The sequence below is a fragment of the Pedobacter sp. ASV12 genome, assembly GCF_016429155.1.
Taxonomy (GTDB): Bacteria; Bacteroidota; Bacteroidia; order Sphingobacteriales; family Sphingobacteriaceae; genus Pedobacter.
The window spans coordinates 18,074-35,847 of record NZ_JAELUC010000010.1 but is presented as its reverse complement, the minus strand read 5'-3'; the positions used below and the strand labels follow the sequence as shown (position 1 = coordinate 35,847).

At 44.6% G+C, this 17,774-nt stretch carries 20 protein-coding genes; 15 read left to right on the top strand and 5 right to left on the bottom strand.

From position 1 onward, the window contains the following. Positions 1–103 precede the first annotated feature (103 nt). Positions 104–1,798, top strand: a complete 1,695-nt coding sequence (locus tag JHD69_RS04840) for a protein-disulfide reductase DsbD family protein (protein ID WP_199137890.1) — start codon at positions 104–106, stop codon at positions 1,796–1,798. A gap of 9 nt (positions 1,799–1,807) precedes the next feature. Beyond that, positions 1,808–2,791 (top strand): 6-phosphofructokinase, encoded by a 984-nt coding sequence (pfkA, locus tag JHD69_RS04835; protein ID WP_199137888.1) that lies wholly within the window; start codon positions 1,808–1,810, stop codon positions 2,789–2,791. Between the two features lie 118 nt (positions 2,792–2,909). Here pfkA and JHD69_RS04830 read toward each other — a convergent pair whose 3' ends face one another. Beyond that, the gene (locus JHD69_RS04830) at positions 2,910–3,233 is read right to left on the bottom strand and encodes a heavy metal-binding domain-containing protein (RefSeq protein WP_199137886.1); all 324 of its coding nucleotides are present in this window, start codon (positions 3,231–3,233) and stop codon (positions 2,910–2,912) included. A 143-nt stretch (positions 3,234–3,376) separates the two neighbouring features. Between JHD69_RS04830 and JHD69_RS04825 the strand changes: the two genes are divergently transcribed. Further along, positions 3,377–6,367 (top strand): VIT domain-containing protein, encoded by a 2,991-nt coding sequence (locus JHD69_RS04825; RefSeq protein ID WP_199137884.1) that lies wholly within the window; start codon positions 3,377–3,379, stop codon positions 6,365–6,367. 103 nt (positions 6,368–6,470) lie between these two features. On the opposite strand, the gene JHD69_RS04820 is transcribed toward JHD69_RS04825, so the two are convergent. Beyond that, positions 6,471–6,995, bottom strand: a complete 525-nt coding sequence (locus JHD69_RS04820) for a 5' nucleotidase, NT5C type (RefSeq protein WP_233165700.1) — start codon at positions 6,993–6,995, stop codon at positions 6,471–6,473. A 237-nt stretch (positions 6,996–7,232) separates the two neighbouring features. Here JHD69_RS04820 and JHD69_RS04815 point away from each other — a divergent pair, with 237 nt between their 5' ends. From JHD69_RS04815 to JHD69_RS04775, 9 genes are all read left to right on the top strand, one after another. Next, the gene (locus tag JHD69_RS04815; RefSeq protein ID WP_199137882.1) at positions 7,233–7,814 is read left to right on the top strand and encodes a 30S ribosomal protein S16; all 582 of its coding nucleotides are present in this window, start codon (positions 7,233–7,235) and stop codon (positions 7,812–7,814) included. Positions 7,815–7,890: 76 nt separating this feature from the next. After that, positions 7,891–8,418, top strand: a complete 528-nt coding sequence (gene rimM, locus JHD69_RS04810; RefSeq protein ID WP_199137880.1) for a ribosome maturation factor RimM — start codon at positions 7,891–7,893, stop codon at positions 8,416–8,418. A gap of 22 nt (positions 8,419–8,440) precedes the next feature. Further along, on the top strand, positions 8,441–9,115 hold the full coding sequence (locus tag JHD69_RS04805) for a hypothetical protein (RefSeq protein WP_199137878.1): 675 nt from the start codon (positions 8,441–8,443) through the stop codon (positions 9,113–9,115). Positions 9,116–9,238: 123 nt separating this feature from the next. Then, complete coding sequence (locus JHD69_RS04800; protein ID WP_199137877.1) at positions 9,239–10,120, top strand: hypothetical protein; 882 nt, start codon at positions 9,239–9,241, stop codon at positions 10,118–10,120. After that, on the top strand, positions 10,110–10,310 hold the full coding sequence (locus JHD69_RS04795; protein ID WP_199137875.1) for a helix-turn-helix transcriptional regulator: 201 nt from the start codon (positions 10,110–10,112) through the stop codon (positions 10,308–10,310). The genes JHD69_RS04800 and JHD69_RS04795 overlap by 11 nt, the downstream gene beginning before the upstream one ends. A gap of 173 nt (positions 10,311–10,483) precedes the next feature. Continuing rightward, complete coding sequence (trmD, locus tag JHD69_RS04790; RefSeq protein ID WP_199137874.1) at positions 10,484–11,158, top strand: tRNA (guanosine(37)-N1)-methyltransferase TrmD; 675 nt, start codon at positions 10,484–10,486, stop codon at positions 11,156–11,158. A gap of 137 nt (positions 11,159–11,295) precedes the next feature. After that, on the top strand, positions 11,296–11,643 hold the full coding sequence (gene rplS / locus JHD69_RS04785) for a 50S ribosomal protein L19 (RefSeq protein WP_233165698.1): 348 nt from the start codon (positions 11,296–11,298) through the stop codon (positions 11,641–11,643). Between the two features lie 156 nt (positions 11,644–11,799). Continuing rightward, a complete protein-coding gene (locus JHD69_RS04780) occupies positions 11,800–13,026 on the top strand; it encodes a Glu/Leu/Phe/Val dehydrogenase dimerization domain-containing protein (RefSeq protein ID WP_199137873.1) in 1,227 nt (408 codons plus the stop codon). Beyond that, positions 13,026–14,162: a mechanosensitive ion channel family protein gene (locus JHD69_RS04775; protein ID WP_199137872.1), complete on the top strand. Its 1,137-nt coding sequence runs from the start codon at positions 13,026–13,028 to the stop codon at positions 14,160–14,162. The genes JHD69_RS04780 and JHD69_RS04775 overlap by 1 nt, the downstream gene beginning before the upstream one ends. Positions 14,163–14,378: 216 nt before the next feature. Here JHD69_RS04775 and JHD69_RS04770 read toward each other — a convergent pair whose 3' ends face one another. After that, positions 14,379–14,792 (bottom strand): helix-turn-helix domain-containing protein, encoded by a 414-nt coding sequence (locus JHD69_RS04770; protein WP_199137871.1) that lies wholly within the window; start codon positions 14,790–14,792, stop codon positions 14,379–14,381. 159 nt (positions 14,793–14,951) lie between these two features. On the opposite strand from JHD69_RS04770, the gene JHD69_RS04765 reads away from it, so the two are divergent. The 3 genes from JHD69_RS04765 (at position 14,952) to JHD69_RS04755 (ending at position 16,908) form a co-directional block, all read left to right on the top strand. Then, positions 14,952–15,227 carry a hypothetical protein gene (locus JHD69_RS04765; protein ID WP_199137870.1) on the top strand — a complete coding sequence of 92 codons (276 nt, stop codon included), beginning with the start codon at positions 14,952–14,954 and terminating at the stop codon, positions 15,225–15,227. A 59-nt stretch (positions 15,228–15,286) separates the two neighbouring features. Further along, a complete protein-coding gene (locus JHD69_RS04760; protein ID WP_199137868.1) occupies positions 15,287–16,417 on the top strand; it encodes a TlpA family protein disulfide reductase in 1,131 nt (376 codons plus the stop codon). A gap of 254 nt (positions 16,418–16,671) precedes the next feature. Then, a complete protein-coding gene (locus JHD69_RS04755; protein ID WP_199137866.1) occupies positions 16,672–16,908 on the top strand; it encodes a hypothetical protein in 237 nt (78 codons plus the stop codon). A 5-nt stretch (positions 16,909–16,913) separates the two neighbouring features. Here JHD69_RS04755 and JHD69_RS04750 read toward each other — a convergent pair whose 3' ends face one another. Further along, a complete protein-coding gene (locus JHD69_RS04750; protein ID WP_233165697.1) occupies positions 16,914–17,168 on the bottom strand; it encodes a hypothetical protein in 255 nt (84 codons plus the stop codon). Positions 17,169–17,172: 4 nt separating this feature from the next. After that, the gene (locus tag JHD69_RS04745; RefSeq protein ID WP_199137865.1) at positions 17,173–17,763 is read right to left on the bottom strand and encodes a TlpA family protein disulfide reductase; all 591 of its coding nucleotides are present in this window, start codon (positions 17,761–17,763) and stop codon (positions 17,173–17,175) included. Between the last annotated feature and the right edge of the window lie 11 nt (positions 17,764–17,774).

The following is a 17,774-nucleotide window of genomic DNA, read 5'->3' as shown; positions in this document are numbered from 1 at the left end:
GAGGAGAGGACCAAAGATGTCAAATAAAAAAATATCATTAACTTCACGCCTTTTAAAAACACACCAAAGCACACTAACCTTTGAGAATTTAATCGATATCACCATGAAAAAATTAAGCTTGCTGCTGTTCCTTATGGCTTCCTTTTTAGTAATGAGCCCTAACCTCGGCTATGCGCTCAAACCGCAAACAGACACAACGGCCAACAGTGCACCCGACGATTTGCAGTTTACCACGATTGGGTCTAAGGAAGATAGCATAAAGAATAATATCAAAGCAGATACCGTTAAAAAGGATTCGGTAAGTACGGCAAAAGCTCCAGCCACATCAGTTAAAAAAGAGGCAAAGCCCAAAACACTTTGGCAAACCTTTATTGAGGGTTTGTTTGGTGGATTCTTGGCGTTTCTAATGCCATGTATCTTTCCCATGGTTCCACTCACAGTAAGTTATTTTACGAAAAAAGCGGGAAGCAAGAAAAAAGGCGTTGGCTTGGCCATTATTTATGGCCTTTCTATCATCGTTATTTATGTGGCTTTTGGCTTGTTGATTACTATCTTGTTTGGTTCGGCAAAGCTGAATGAATTAAGCAGCAGCGGCCTATTCAATATTCTGTTTTTTATATTGCTTGTTGTTTTTGCCATTTCCTTTTTTGGTGCATTCGAGATTACCTTGCCAAGTTCTTTCGTTAATAAGATTGACGCAAAGGCCGACAATAGCAAAGGTTTGGGTGGTATATTCTTTATGGCGGCTTCTTTAGCTTTGGTTTCGTTCTCTTGTACCGGACCAATTATCGGTACGCTATTGGTGCAAGCAAGTTCAAAAGGAGAAATATTGGCACCTGCCGTTGGTATGTTTGGTTTTGCCTTGGCTTTGGCCCTTCCGTTTACCTTATCGGCTATATTCCCAGGCTTTTTAAATAGCATGCCAAAATCTGGAGGCTGGCTGAACAGCGTAAAGGTTTGTTTGGGCTTTTTAGAGCTGGCTTTGGCCTTGAAATTCCTGTCGGCAGCAGATTTGGTTTGGCACTGGGAGTGGTTCGACAGAGAAATCTTTTTGGTATTGTGGATCGTGATTTTTGCCATGATGGGCTTCTACCTGCTGGGCAAGCTCAAATTTTCACATGATAGCGACCTGCAGTATGTCAGCGTACCAAGGTTATTATTGTCGCTAGTTTCAATAGCTTTCGCCATTTATTTGGTGCCTGGCCTTTGGGGTGCTCCGGTAAAAATATTAAGCGGATTGGCACCTCCGATGAATACCCAGGATTTTATCTTGACTGCCGGGAGCTCAGGTTCTGCTAGTTCGGCCTCGGTGGGTTTCCCTAAAAAGGTAAAATACGATGATGTATTGCATCCGCCGCATGGTTTCAATGTGTTTTTTGATTTGGATGAGGGAATTGCTTACGCTAAACAAGTAAATAAGCCAATTATGCTCGACTTTACCGGCCATACCTGCGTCAATTGCCGCAAAATGGAAGACGAGGTTTGGGTCGATGCCACAGTAGGCAAGCTGATTAAAGAAAACTATGTGCTGATCCAACTCTATGTAGACGAGCGGAAAATAAAAATGCCCGCCAATAAAAATCACTATTCTAACTATTTGAAAGGGAATACGGATGATTTGGGCAGATGGAACCAAGATCTTCAGGCAACTAAATACAATGCAAACGCACAGCCATTTTATGTATTGGCCGACCATGATTTAAATCCATTGGTTGAACCCCAAGGCGCTAATTTTAATGCGAAGGAATATGCGGCATTCTTGCAGAGTGGCTTAGACAATTATAAGCCGAGCAAATAAGAAACATACATGAGTAACATCAAAAATATAGGAATACTAACTTCCGGAGGAGATTCTCCCGGAATGAATGCCGCCATTAGGGCGGTGGTAAGAGCGAGCTTATACCATAATTTAAGGGTTACCGGCGTAATGCGGGGCTACGAAGGACTTATCCAAGCCGATTTTATGCCGATGGACGGCAAGTCGGTGGCCAATATTATCCAACGGGGAGGCACCATATTAAAAACCGCCCGTAGCGATGCCTTTAAAACCAAGGAAGGTCGCGAGCTGGCCTATAAGAATTTGGTGGCAAGCGATATCGATGCGCTGGTGGTCATTGGTGGCGACGGAACTTTTACCGGTGCCGATCTTTTTTCGAGAGAATTCAGTTTTCCGGTGATTGGTTTGCCTGGCACTATTGATAACGACTTGGCTGGAACCGATTTTACGATCGGCTACGATACGGCCATTAACACCGTGGTCAATGCGGTTGATAAGATCAGAGATACCGCCGAGTCGCACGACCGGTTGTTTATTGTAGAAGTAATGGGTCGCGATTCGGGATTAATCGCCTTGCGCAGTGGTATTGGTGTAGGTGCTGAAGCCATCCTTATTCCGGAAGCCAAAATTGGTGTAGAAGACCTGATGAAAAGGTTGGAGCATGGCCGTAAAGACAAGGCTTCTAAAATTATTATTGTTGCCGAGGGCGACGAAGCCGGAGGTGCTTACAACGTAGGAGAGGCGCTGAAGGCCAAGTTTCCGAAGTATGATATCCGTGTTTCGGTATTGGGTCATATCCAGCGTGGTGGCAAGCCGAGCTGTATGGACCGCGTATTGGCAAGTCGCCTGGGCGTGGCGGCGGTTGAAGGCTTACTAGAAGGCAAGACCGATGTAATGGCTGGCCAGGTTAACAAAGAAATCGTATTTACCCCGTTTTCGCACGCCATCAAACATATCGATGCAGAAAAAATAACGCCAACCTGGTTAAAATTGGCAGAAATCCTTTCGCTATAAAAAAACTAGCCACAGATTAACAGCTGAGATGCATTCAAGTCTGTCAATCTGTGGCCTCTTTATTTTGTAGTGGCTGCGCTTTGCAGAAAACGCCCAGCGCAATCCCAAACACTTTGCGCTAATCCTCCAGCACAACGGCGGTGCCGCTAGCAGTAACCATCAGCATGCTTCCACCGCTTCCAACGGTTTCGTAATCGAGGTCTACACCAATAATGGCATTGGCACCCATGGCTGCCGCATATTGCTGCATTTCGTTTACGGCTGTGTTTTTGCCTTCGCGCAACACCTGCTCGTAGGAGCCCGAACGGCCACCGACAATATCGCGGATACCCGCAAACAAATCTTTAAAAATATTGGCGCCAATAATGGTTTCGCCACTTACAAGACCAATGTACTTTACAATTCTCTTGCCTTCAATGGTATTTGTGGTTGTGATTAACATTTTCTTTTAGGTTTTATATTTCGATGCTTAAAGCGCATAAATGTTACAAAACGGGACGAGTAAAGCATGGGCCCCGATCATCATCCGAAAAAAGATTTATGCAAATTGATTTGGTTTTGCATCCATACTAAAAATGCAAAGCCATGAAACTATTTAAACTTTTTCTCCCCCTTGTGCTGCTCGCCTTACCAATTTGGGCATTGGCTCAAATGCCGATTCTGAAAACAGGTACGGCAACAGAACAGCCGGTTACGCTAAAAAAACTGGATATAGCCGTACAATTGGTGGGCAATATTGCTACAACCACCATGACCATGACCTTTTACAACAGCAGCAATCGCGTTTTAGAGGGAGAACTGACCTTTCCGATGCCCGAAGGCGTAACAATCAGCCGCTATGCGCTCGACATTAACGGCAAGATGCGCGAAGCCGTACCTGTAGCCAAAGCCAAGGCCACCGAGGTTTTTGAAAGCATTGTACGCCGAAGGGTTGACCCGGGTCTGCTCGAACAGGTAGAGGGCAATAATTTCAGGACAAAGATCTATCCTATTCCGGCAAACGGATCAAGAACCATTACCTTGGGCTATGAAGAAGAGCTCAAGCTTGGGGCAAACAGCACCTTGCGCTATCACCTGCCTTTGGCTTATCCAGAAAAAATCGCCGAATTCTCATTAAATGCAACCATTTTCGAAAGCATAGCCAAGCCCGAGTTTGTCGAGCAGCCCGATGGCAGCCTCGATATTAAAAACATGGACAATACCTATATCGCTTCGCTAAGGAAAACCGATTTTATTTCGAAGAAAGGCTTAACCATCAACCTGCCTAAAAAAGCAAGTTTACCTGAGGTGCAGTTGCAAAAGGCCAGCAGCGGTTATTACTTCCTGGTCAATGTTTTTCCGAAAGCCGCCAGCAGGCCGCACCAATGGAGCAATGAAATCGGCTTGATTTGGGATTGCTCGCTAAGTGGGCTACAACGCGATTTGAAAAAGGAAACAGAACTTTTAGACCTGATTGTCAAACAACGAAAAAACCTCACTATCCGTTTGGGCTTGCTGAACAATACCTTTAGTCTGGCAGGTACTTTTACCATTACCAACGGCAATTGGGATGCGCTAAGAGAGCGACTGGGCAAGATTGTTTATGATGGCGCGACCGATTTTAGCCGCATCAATGCGAAGGTTTTGCCGGCCGGCGAGTATCTGTTTTTTACTGATGGGCTTTCAACTTTCGGGAAAAATAGGGTAGCGCTTCAGCAGCCTGTTCATGTAGTTAACTCGAGTTTAAAGGCCGATTACAGCACGCAACAATACATTGCATTGAAAAGCGGAGGCAAGTTTGTTAACCTCAATGCCACAACCACAAAAGATGCCTTTGAGCAGCTAAACGAAGACCAGTTGCAGTATTTAGGCATTAAAAACAACCTAGAAGTACGCCAAACCTATCCTTCGCTACCGGTAAATGCCGGCAGACATTTGGCCGTTGCCGGAATATTAAGCGAATACAGCACCAAGATCATCCTGCAGTTTGGCTATGGCCGTTCGGTAGTAAGCGAACAGGAAGTGCGCCTCGACCCTAATATGCAACCCTTAAGCCGCGTAGAAGTAAGCAGAATTTGGGCGCAGAAAAAAATTGCCGAAATGGACATCCAGTATGAAGCCAATAAAGACGAAATCAGTAGCCTGAGCAAGCAGTTTGGCATTGTAACCCGAAATACCAGTCTCCTTGTGTTGGAAACTTTAGACGATTACCTGAGGTACGACATTACGCCGCCTACCGAACTGCGCAAGGAATTCGATTTGGCAACAAAACAAAGAAGGCAATTGATTGTAGAGCGAAGAACAGACCTGATTAATGACGCGATAGCCATGAGCAAAACGCTTAAGGAATGGTGGAATACCGACTTTACTCCGAAAAGGAAACAAGATCAGTTCAAGTTTCCGCAGCCGGTAGTGGTCGAAGAAAGGGTGAGAGAAGCTGCGGTAAGTGCACCAAGCCCGGCAAGAAATGAAAGGCAAAGGGCCGATGCTGTACAAGCAGAAGAACTGCTGAAAAATAACAGTCTTCAGGAAGCGATGATTACCTCAACTGCCCAAGCGCAGGCTAAGCGAATGACTACCTATTCGGCGTCTTCTATAACGCTGCCAACAAATGGGTCCCTGCAGGGCAAGGTAGCGGGCATGGAAGTTACAAGAGATAAGTCGCAGGCATTTGAGCAGCAACCCGTCATTACGGTCAAAGAATTTAAAAGCGATAAAGATTACATGAAGGCTTTAACCGGCAAGCCGGCAGCAGCCTATCAGAAATATTTGGGGCTTAGGGAGCAATACCTGCATACGCCAACTTTTTATTTCGATGTGGCCAATTGGTTCTATCAACAGGCTGATAGTGTAAGGGCGCTGCAGATATTGAGCAACATGGCAGAACTAGAGCTTGAAAATGCCGATTTGTACAAGGTAATGGCCTATAAACTTAAACAGACCCATAACTATACCGCCTCGCTTTTCATTGCCGAAAAGGTGTTGCAATGGCGGCCAATGGATGCGCAAAGCTATCGCGATTATGCGTTGGCGTTAGAAGATGTGGGCCGTTATCAGGAAGCGCTCAACAACCTGTACAAAGTGCTTACCCAAAGCTATAACATGCAATCGGCCGATAGGGATGAAGGCATTGAAGAGATCATTATTGCCGAAATCAACCACCTGATTACAAAATACGGCAAGCGGCTAGATACCAGGCAAATTGATAAAAGACTGATCCAGCCTTTACCGGTTGACATTAGGGTGGTGCTCAACTGGAACAAGAACGACACTGATATCGATTTGTGGGTTACCGATCCCGATGGAGAAAAATGTTATTACAGCCATCCAAAAACTGAAATCGGAGGCAGAATGAGCAACGACTTTACCGATGGTTATGGCCCGGAACAGTTTATGCTCAAAAAAGCCATCAAAGGAAAATATAAAATAGAGGTAAACTACTTTGGCGACAGGCAGGTTAGCCTAAGCGGACCAACAACGGTGAGCGCCGAGATCTATATCCGCTATGCCACAGGCAAAGAAGAGCGAAAGATGATGGTATTGCCCCTGGAGTCCAGCAGCAGAAACGGAAACCTGGTTGGAGAATTTAGTTTTTAAGGTGAGGGGAATGGCCAGAGGGTTATTTCTGGCCATTTTTTAAGCAACAGCCCAGCCGTAATCCTACACGTCAAACAAAGGCCTTTATAAATGGACCAGCGAACTACTGAACCAACAGTTTATCCAAAACCTGTTGCCAGTTGTCAACCCGTTCGTAATCTGTTATTAAAAGGTTGTGTGGCGAAGTGAACAAAAGCGGGCGCCCTTTAAAATCGATAAAATTCTTGATCCGGTCGTCGATCATCACATCTACGTTTACAATTTTGTCGCCACAAAAAATAATGTTCCTCCAGCTGATGAATGGAAAATGCTCCTTAAGCCAGTCGAGTTTGTCTTCTAAGGAATTACGAAATTCCATGGCCGCCGAAACAATATAGACCTCGTGTTGTTCCTGCAGTTTTTTGACGGCTTCTACACTCCCTTCAATAACGGGCAAATTCCTGAAAAAGCCTTTTTCGTTAATGTAATCGAACCATTTGTTGTTGATGTGCGCAGGTACATGGTGGTAGATTTCGTTGCCGGCATCTAATTTCAGGTCGAGCGGAATGCCGTAGTCGCGGTTGTAGAGTTCTATAAATTTGTGGATGGGGTCGGCTAGGACTTCGTCCATGTCTATGGCTATCTTCATGCTTCAAAGATGCCTAAAACCCATTAGAGTATTGTTAGCTGAATTTAAAATTTGAGCTTTGCGCCGTACGCAGAGCGTATGGCAAGGCATTATGGCTCAGGCGGCCATTAGCCTCATCGCTTGCCGGATTTCGACTAATTGACTAAAAGCTTGTTAGTTATTGGGATTTTACTTACCTTTGCCTCCCCGCAAGCACGGTGCTTCCGGGAACTATGTTGAATACATAAACTTAAAAGAATGGCAACCAAAATCAGATTGCAAAGATTCGGTAAAAAAGGGAAACCTTTTTTCCACGTGGTCGTAGCGGATTCTCGCTCACCAAGAGATGGTAAATTTATTGAGCGTTTAGGTTCTTACAACCCGAACACCAATCCAGCCACCATCGAAATCAATTTCGAAAAATCATTAGACTGGGTAAACAAAGGTGCACAACCTACTGATACTGCCCGCGCTATCCTTTCTTACAAAGGCGTTTTGTACAAAAAACACTTAGAAGGTGGTGTTAAAAAAGGCGCTTTAACCCAAGAGCAGGCAGAGGCTAAATTTGCAGCTTGGTTAGAGGCTAAAGGTGGTAAAATCGAAAGCAAAAAAGAAAACTTGAGCAACAGCAAAAACGAAGCTAAAAAAGCAGCCCTAGCTGCCGAGGCTAAGAAAAATGCTGACCGCGCCGCCGCTATCGCATTGAAAAACGCGCCAGTAGCAGAAGAAGTTGTTGAAGAAGAAGTAACAGAAGAAGCTCCTGTAGCTGAAACTGCAACCGAAGAAACTCCAGCAGCAGAGGCCGCTCCAGAAGAAACAAAAGAAGAAGACAACGCATAAGACTTGTCCAATTCTGATAGATAGCGAAGAACTGCAAAGTCCTTCGCTATTTTTTTAACCCCCTATACCATTCGCTATGTTAAAAGAAGAGGCGTTTTATATCGGCTACATCACCAAAACCAAGGGTTTAAAAGGCGAAGTGCAGCTTTATTTCGAGTTTGAAGATTATGAGCAGCTGGATCTTGATGTGCTGTTTGTTGAAATGAACGGCAAGCTGGTGCCCTATTTCGTGGCATCGCATAAATTGCAGGCTAACCAAACCGGAACTTTTTATTTTGACGATATAGACCATATAGACAAGGCCCAGCCTTTGGTAAAGAAAAAGGTTTACCTGCCACTGAGCAAAAAACCAGAACGCGAAGACGACGAGTTTTACTACACCGACCTGAAAGGCTTTATCGCTATTGACGAAACGCTTGGCGAATTGGGCGAGATTATCGAGGTAAACGAATATCCGCAACAATTTGTGGCTACCGTACACTATAAAAACCGCGATGTGCTTTTCCCGCTCAATGAGGATTTCATTCTGGAAATAGACGATGAGGAAAATACCTTGCACCTCGACCTGCCAGAAGGATTGCTGGATATTTATTTGGGTAATTAAAACCCTGTGGCTATCTTTAAGCATGATGAGATGTGCAATCGCATTTGCTTTGGTGGCCGTTTTTTGTTGGGGTTGCGGCGGCAACGAGAACATGAAGCGCATTACTTTAGATTCGCTGGTTGAGGACAAGCCTGCCCCCCAACCCGTGCCGCCTAAAGACAGCGTGGCTGTGCAGCAACAGCCGGGTTCGCCGGCAAGAGATTCGGTTATGCTGGTGGCAGGCCGGGTCTTGCAAAGCCTCAAAAACAAGGATTACCGTTCGTTTGCCAGCTACTTCCACCCTAAAGATCCCATACTCTTTTCGCCCTATGGCCATATCAATGTAGCCAACAGCAAGAAGCTGCTGGCGAAAGACTTTCTCGAATCCATTGAGAAAAACTGGACCCTCACCTGGGGCGTTTATGACGGTACCGGCGAATCGATGAAGCTTAAAGTAATTCCTTATCTCGACAAGTTTGTATACGATGCCGATTACCTCAGTAGCGATCAAGTGGCTTTCGACCAGGTGATCAAGAAGGGAAACGCCTTGAACAACATTTCTGAAGTTTATCCCGGACTTCATTTTGTGGAGTACCACATCAAAGGTATCGATCCAAAATACAACGGCATGGACTGGCGTAGCCTGCGTTTGGTCTTCAAAATGTACAATAACGAATATTATTTAGTGGCCATAATTCACGATCAGTGGACAGTTTAAGGTAGTTTTGTAAGATATTCTAATCTTTTTGTAAATTAAACTTGACATTTATGTCAATTATGCTTTACATTTGTTCAAGCATGCTTGATATAATTGTTGTTTAACCGCTAAAAAATTAAAATCATGAAAAGTAAATATCTGTTTCCAACATGGGGTAGCTGGGTTGGATACGTGCTGGCCATACCTGGCTTTGTCTTAGGCTACTTTAACATCATCCAGCAATACGAAATTCCGGGTTTTGGGCTGCGGCTGCGTAAAACCAATGGAATATTTACGCCCGCCTTCGAAAATTTTACCAACGAGCTGGCCATCTTGCTGGTTATCGCAGGCCTGTTGCTCATTGCCTTTTCTAAGAGCAGGAAAGAGGACGAGCTCAATGCCCGGCTTAGGCTCAACGCCCTGTATTGGGGCGTGATGACCTATTATTTGTTTTATTTTGTGGGCCTGGTTTTTAGCATGAGCATTGCCGAAATTCCGTTTATTGGCGACCACGCTTCCGAGCTGAACCTCTTCACGCCGCTGGTTATTTTTATCGGCAGGTTTTATTATCTTAAATATTTTAAAAAAGAAAGCTACCTGATCAGCGAGCCCCGGTTTTTGCCCCATCTGCCTTTTAAGCCGGTAGGTGTGGTCCTTTCGTTAGTTTGTTTGGTCTTGACTTTTGTGTTTGTTTTTAGTTTGGACGATGAAAAATGGGATCCGGTAAAACAGGTTAATTACTTGGGCTTGGTAATCGGCTTATTGCTCTGGGCCTTTTCGCAGCATAAAAAAGAAGACGAAATGCTGATGCAGCAACGCCTGGAAAGCCTGCAGTTGGCGGTTTACATTAACTACGGATTGTTGCTGGTGGCCAATGTGCTGCTCTATTCGTTCAGCTTTTTATATTTTATGCTATTTGCGCAATTCTCGCTGTTGCTTTATTTTGTGCTCAGAATGGAGTACGTCAATTATAAAAATAACCGATTGTTAACTGCTGCCGAAGGAGGAATGAGCTATGAAAAATAACATCAGGGTACAACGTGCCATCAAAAATATTACCCAAGCCGAACTGGCTGATTTGATCCAGGTTTCGAGGCAGACCATCAACACCATCGAATCGGGCAAATACGTGCCGTCAACCGTGCTGGCCTTAAAAATGGCCAAGGTGTTTGAAAAACCAGTGGAAGAGATTTTTGAACTGGAAGATGGTGATTAGTTAGTCCGAAGTTTTTTGGCCGATAGCCTATTGTAGGCAGGTTTCAGTTGCCGATGTTTCAATCAGCCATTCTGTCTCTTGAGGTGTTGTCAATGAGCTAAAGAACAAACGAACGAACACAGCCCTTGCGAAGTTTCGAAACTTCGCAAGGGTTAATTTCTTACCTTTGCCCCATGCGTTTTGATATCATTTCTGTACTGCCCGATTTATTGACCAGCCCTTTTGCCCATTCTATTCTGCAGCGTGCGCAAAAAAAAGGCATCGCCGAAATCGTGGTGCATAATTTAAGGGATTACGCCACCAACAAGCAAAAGAGCGTTGACGATTATCCATATGGCGGCGGCAGTGGCATGGTGATGAGCATTGAGCCTTTTGCCAGCTGCATAGAAAAACTGCAGGCCGAAAGGACCTACGACGAAATAATTTTTATGAGTCCGGATGGTCTAACGCTGAACCAAACCATGGCCAACGAGCTGTCGATAAAGGAAAACATTATCATTTTATGCGGCCACTACAAAGGCATAGACCAGCGTATCAGGGATATTTATGTAACCCGCGAAATTTCAATTGGCGATTATGTGCTTTCTGGTGGCGAACTGCCGGCTGCGGTTTTGGTTGATGCGGTAACCCGCTTAATTCCGGGCGTGCTGAACGATGAAACCTCGGCCCTTTCAGACAGTTTTCAGGGCGAATTGCTGGATGCCCCCATCTACACCAGGCCTGCCGAGTGGCGTGGACACAAGGTGCCAGAGGTGTTGCTGAGCGGCCATGAAGCCAAAATTAACGAGTGGCGCCACGAAGAGGCCCTGAAGCGTACCGAACAGCGCAGACCCGACCTGTTGAAATAAGCCTCCAAAAATGTGGAAAAACCACAATTTGTTAGAAAATAAATTATTTTTAAACTTCGCTTTTATTTTAAAAATAAAATGCCTAATATTGCAATCCGATTTTGAAGAACCAAAAATCGGCTTAATAGCTTAAAATCATGGATTTAGTAAAATTTGTAGAAGAGCAGGTAATCGCGAAAAAAGAACTTCCTTCTTTCAAGTCAGGAGATACAGTGAGTGTTCACTATAAAATTCGCGAAGGAAATAAAGAACGTATTCAGATTTACCAAGGTGTTGTAATCCAACGCAACAGTGCTGGCGCAAACGAAACGTTTACTGTTCGTAAAATTAGTAATGGAGTAGGTGTTGAGCGTATCTTCCCGGTAAACTCTCCAAATATTGATAAAGTGGAAGTTAACGGTTACGGCAAAGTACGTAGAGCTAAATTGTTCTATCTACGCGAACTAACCGGTAAAGCAGCCCGTATCAAATCTTTAAGAAAGTAATATTTTCTATAAAAAAATATAACCTTCACGATTAGCTTCGTGGAGGTTTTTTTGTTTATATCTTTGCCCCACCAAATTATAAATCGAAATGAACCTTCGAGAGTGTTTTTGAATGCTCCCGATAGCTTCATCACTGTTAAAACCAAGATTACACAGATGAAAGAACTGTTAAAAAAGTATGAAGAGAAACAACCAGAAATTGTTTTCGAATGGAAAGATAAAGAATCGGAAGCCGAAGGATGGGTAGTGATCAACTCTCTGCGTGGCGGTGCGGCCGGTGGCGGTACGCGTATGCGCAAGGGCTTGGATAAACGTGAAGTAGAATCGTTGGCCAAAACCATGGAGGTTAAGTTTACCGTTTCTGGTCCGCCAATTGGCGGTGCAAAATCGGGCATCAACTTCGACCCGGCCGATCCGCGTAAAAAAGAAGTCTTGGAGCGCTGGTACAAGGCCGTTATGCCCCTGCTTAAAAACTATTACGGTACTGGAGGCGATTTGAATATAGACGAGATACACGAAGTTATCCCTATTACCGAAGGCTACGGCCTATGGCACCCGCAAGAGGGCGTAATCAATGGTCACTATCAGGCCAGGGAAAACGAGCGCATCCACCAAATCGGCCAGTTGCGCTATGGTGTTTCGAAAGTGCTCGAAGATTTAGAGTACACGCCCGACATCAAAAGAAAATACAAAGTGGCCGATATGATTACCGGCTATGGCGTTTCTGAATCGATCAGGCATTTTTACGAGATTTGGGGTGGCCATGTGGCAGGCAAGAAAGCCATTATTCAGGGTTGGGGCAACGTAGCGGCGGCAGCCGGATACTACCTGGCGCAACAAGGCGTTAAAATTGTGGCTATCATCGATCGCGTTGGCGGTTTGATCAGGCCCGAAGGCTTGAGTGCCGAAGAAGTGAAAACATTGTTCAATACCCGGGTAAACAATACCTTGGTGGCCGATAACCTGATTCCTTTTGCCGAAGCAAACGAGCAGGTATGGAACGTTGGAGCCGAAATATTCGTGCCTGCAGCGGCCTCTAGGCTGGTGCAGCAAAGCGAAGTAGATAAAATGATCAAAGGCGGCTTGGAAGTAATTGCCTGTGGCGCCAATGTGCCTTTTGCCGACAAGGAAATTTTCTTTGGCAGCATTATGGAGTATGCCGACAACAATGTAGCGGTAATCCCCGATTTTATTGCCAACTGCGGCATGGCCAGGGTATTTGCCTATCTGATGCAGCGTAACATCGAAATGAGCGACGATGCTATCTTTTCTGATGCTTCATCGGTAATCAACAATGCCTTGAAGGCTGTTTACGCCACATCTAACAAAAAAACAAATTTATCGAGCACTGCATTTGAAATTGCATTGAAACAACTAGTATAATGAGCAGCGAATTTTTTGGACAGGTTTTCTGGGGCAATACCATTCAGGCTTATTGCTTATTTGGTGGCATACTTTTGCTTGGACTGCTTTTTAAGCGGATAGTTTCGAGGTTTTTAAGCCAGCTCCTGTTTAGGCTGTTCAAAAAATTTGCCGACGATGTAAAGATGGACACCTTTATTGGTCTCCTGCTAAAGCCGATCGAAACCTTTATTACGCTGGCTTCGCTTTACCTGGCGGTTAACCAATTGAAGCACCCGCTCGATGTGGTGTGCTGGCATTACCATAAGGTGGTAGACAAGGTTAAGGTGGCACAGGAATTTACCCTGGGCGAGCTGTTCGACAAGATCTTCCTCTTCCTGATCATTATGGCTTTCTTTTGGATCGTGCTGAGGCTGATCGATTTTGTTGCCCATGTGCTTATGTACAAGGCCATGAAATCGAACAATAAGGCCGACGACCAATTGGTGCCTTTCTTGAAAGAGCTGTTTAAGTTTATCGTTTGTTTTATCGGCTTCTTCGTGCTGTTGGGTTATGTGTTCGAAGTGAATGCATTGAGTCTCATTACCGGTTTGGGTATCGGAGGTATAGCCATTGCTTTGGCCGCCAAGGAAAGCCTCGAAAACCTGATCGGATCGTTCACCATTTTTATGGATAAGCCTTTTACCGTGGGCGATTTGGTAAAAGTAGACGGTGTTGAGGGAACCATTGAGAAGGTCGGCTTTAGAAGTACGGTATTGCGCAGTACCGATAAAACAACCATCGTGATACCCAACAGGGCAATGATTGATGGCGTGCTCGAAAACATGACCCGACGCAATTACCGTAGGGTAAAATTCAACATCGGCATAACCTACGAAACCGATTCGGAAATGATTAAAAAAATTGTGGATGATATCAACCAGTTTTTGGCCGATAATCCTGATACTTCCGACGGAGTTGCATCATTTGATAGTTTTGGCGATTCGGCATTGAATATCCAGGTGCTTTACCTGGTACAGAATATCGATTTTAACGCCTACCTCAAAATCAAGGAAGCGGTGAATTTTAAGCTGATTGAAATCGTGCACCAATATGGGTCTGATTTTGCCTATCCTACACAACGTACGGTAAGCGATACGCCCAAGCCACAAGCTTAAGCACTCGCGGTTTTGTGTTCTTTATCGCGAGGAACACTAATGGGAACGATGGACTTCATCTATAGAAATCCTGTAATCTGAAGCTAACTATTTGCAGGCCAAAGGTTTTGTAACGGATGGTGTATTTGTTGATATTCTCCGCCAACAATAAAAACAGTCCTAAAGCGCAAGATCAGAGGGCTCCACTGCGGCTATTCGCTACAGAAATTGGGGAGGTTAACTGCCGAGTTTTTCGAGCAGGGCTTCTACCATCTTTTGCAGTCGCTGGATTTCGACATCTTTCTGCTCCAGCATTTTGGCATAAAGCTCCTTGTTTTCCGACACAATGGTGTCAACATGCCCTATAGCCTGTTGCGTTCCCTGATTCGACTGCAGGTTGATAATAGCTGGTTGTTGACTCAGGATATCCATAGGCGAAACGCCCAGAATGGTCGCTATTTTCTGTAAAAGCTCCGTAGATAATTTTGTCTGATTAGTTTCAATCCTTGAATAAGAGTTTTGGGCCATCCCTAATTTATCTGCCATGTACTCTTGAGAGTAGCCTCTCATCTCTCTGATCATACGTATTTTAAGACCAACCATATCTTGTATTTTTTCTAAAATTAGCAATTTATTGGATAATCTATCCATAAAACGGATAGCTTTTTAGAAAATTCTTTCCAAACTTTAGGACACTTCTGTCCCCGCATCCCGGCAGCGCAAAAATTTACTTTTTCAACCTATTGTCTTATTGCTAAAGCACCCAAGCAACCTGGTGTAATGAGGTTGCATTTACCAAATATGACAAACATGAAAAGGACAAAAACTGTAGGCGCAAAGCCTGGGCAAGGCAAGGCCTTAACAAGAAGCGAAATGAAAAACATTTTAGCGGGAACAGTACCGGGCGGAGAAGTGGTATGCTTTACCGCCGAAACCTGTACACTGTACATTGAGGAGCTTCGGAAGAATTATCAAGGCCAGTGTTCAAACGGATCGGGCACGCTCGACTGTGGTTGCGCGGTTATCGTAAACGGAACGACCTACCGCACCAATACTGGCCATACCATGTGCAGAGGCATCATCTAAGGCATCAAAATTACCCATCTGCCTGTCGGAAATGATAGGCAGATTTTAAACGATATGACATGAGGTTTTTGCTTAACCTGTTGCTTTGTATTTTATTGTTGGGTTGTAGGCCAAGTACGCCCAAAATAGTTTTAGACATACCCGAGGCAAGCGCCTTGCCTTTAAAGGCCATCCTTTGGAAACTTCAACTGACAGACAGTGGCTGGCAGAAGGTCAGGTTCGATTCGATGGCCGTTACCCGGAAGCCTTTCGATTGGCAGCTCAGACATTCGCAATCGTTTATCGCCAACCTTACGCTTTATAATGCCAAGGGGAACATCGTTGGTTTTACCGGCGACTTTATCTATTCTGATGCCGTTTTAAGGGTAAAGCCCTTGTCCAACGAGCAGCCAATTCAACTCAAAGGATATGAAAACGCAACATCAATGACGGTTGAAGGCGGCGAAAACCATTTGCTTGATGCAAAGGGATTCATGGCCAAACCAGATTTTATACCGCTTGACCGGGCTGTGGACATTTTGGAAAAAGCAACTCCAATCTCCCCAAAAACACGGCCATTGCAAGAAAGGTGGGAAGCTTATCAACGTAGAACCTATACCGATGTTGTAGCGCACCGAAAAGCTTACTACACGCTCTATCGGTTGACCGACCTCACGCATGCACTTCCTTATCCGCTAATTGAAAAATATTATAAGGCGCTCGACCCATCTTTAAAGAACACCCCCGAAGGGAATTATGTCCTTGGGTTGATCAATAGCTCCAAAATGATCGAGGCTGGAATACTCCCTGGTTTTGAGGTGCTCGATAAAAGCAGAAAACCGCATCGTTTTACAACTTTGCTAACCAAGAAATATTACCTGCTTGATTTTTGGGCAAGCTGGTGCAAACCCTGCAGGGCACAGTTTCCAGAACTCCGCTCTCTTTATCAAGCCATTGACACCAACAAGCTGCAACTCATTTCTATCAGCATCGACAAAAACGATAGGCATTGGCAACAGGCGCTGCAAGAAGAAAAATTGGCCTGGCACAACTACCTGCAAAAGGATGTGTCGCTCCAAACGAAACTTTTGATCTCTTATGTTCCACAGAATATCTTGCTTGACGAAAACGGAAAAATTATTAGCAGGAATATAAACTTGCAGGACTTCAAAAAATTCCTAGCCTCAAAAGGCTTTTTGAAAAAAAGATAGCAGACCTAAATGCTGGCTCTATAAGCCTGATTGCAAAAGCTCTTAACCTGTGCGAAAAATTACCATGACGAAGAAAAAACTAATCATACTCGGCCTATACCTTTTGGGCTTGTCGTTTTGCCTGGCATTGCTGGCCCTGCTGCGCTATTACCTGCGCACCGGAAAATGGCATTGAGCAAAAACAGGCAATCGCAACTTGCCTTTTTATTGTCTAGCCAAGTAGCTTATATTTATGCAAAAACAAACTCTTCGCTATGTTAAAAAAATCAGCTTTGTTATCCCTCGTTGTTTTTTTCGGCTCAATTACCACGCTCTTGGCCGCTGATGGCAATGTAACCAATACGGCTATCGGCAACGGAATTGGCATCGGTAGCGCCTTGGCTGTTGCCATTTGTTGGACAAGGACCAATTCGGTGTTAACCTCAGCCTTAGCGGGCCTTTTCGGTTGGCTTTACGTGATCTATTACCTGATTATCCGAAATAACGAATAAGGGCATTAATCTTCGTAATCATCGTCCTCTTCTTCAGGTAGTTCTTTATAGGCCTCTATGCGTTTGCCTATTTCGTTGATTTCAGGATTTTCTTCAAACAAAGGGGTTTCGGTTTGCTCGTCGAGCTTTAGCCAGATTGATTCGGTGTCTTTCTGGATCTGTACATACATTTTCCCGTTTTTAAAAATGGTGTAGGTGTTGTTTCCTTCCGGAAAAACCGCATAACTGGTATTTCCGATCTCTATATCAAATGGTTGCATAATCTTAGTTTTTTAAGGCTTTGAGCTGTTCGATAAAGCCGACGAACTTTTTGCTGGCATAATTGGCGGCGCCTTCGCCCCTATAGCTCAAACGTCCTTTTTTGTCGAACACCACGGTAGTTGGCAACGCTCCTTTAAACAAGGTTTCGGGCAAGTTGCTGGCAAAGTTGTACACAGGCAAAGCATATTTTTTGCGGTCCATGTAGGCCTGCGATTTTGCAAAGTCGCTATCGGCATCCACCAGCAAAAAGACCACTTCACTATCGTTTTTATAGTGCTCATAAAGCTTGTTTACCGAAGGCATTTCGGCTAGGCATGGCGGACACCAGGTAGCCCAGAAATTAAGGAAGATAACCTTGCCTTCCAAATCGGCCAGGCTCAGCGTTCTTCCTTTTGCATCTTTAAACCGAATGCCCGATAAATCGGCCTTTGCGGTAACGGGCTTGGCCGCTACTTCCGGATTGTATAACCCGATTTCCATCAGCCCTCTGATTACAAGCGCTTTTGCCGAAGGCACAAAAAGCAACAAGGCCAATAAACCAATAAACAGGCCATTGATTATATACTTTTTTATCGCAACAGCTTTATTTTTCATCCTTGCAAATA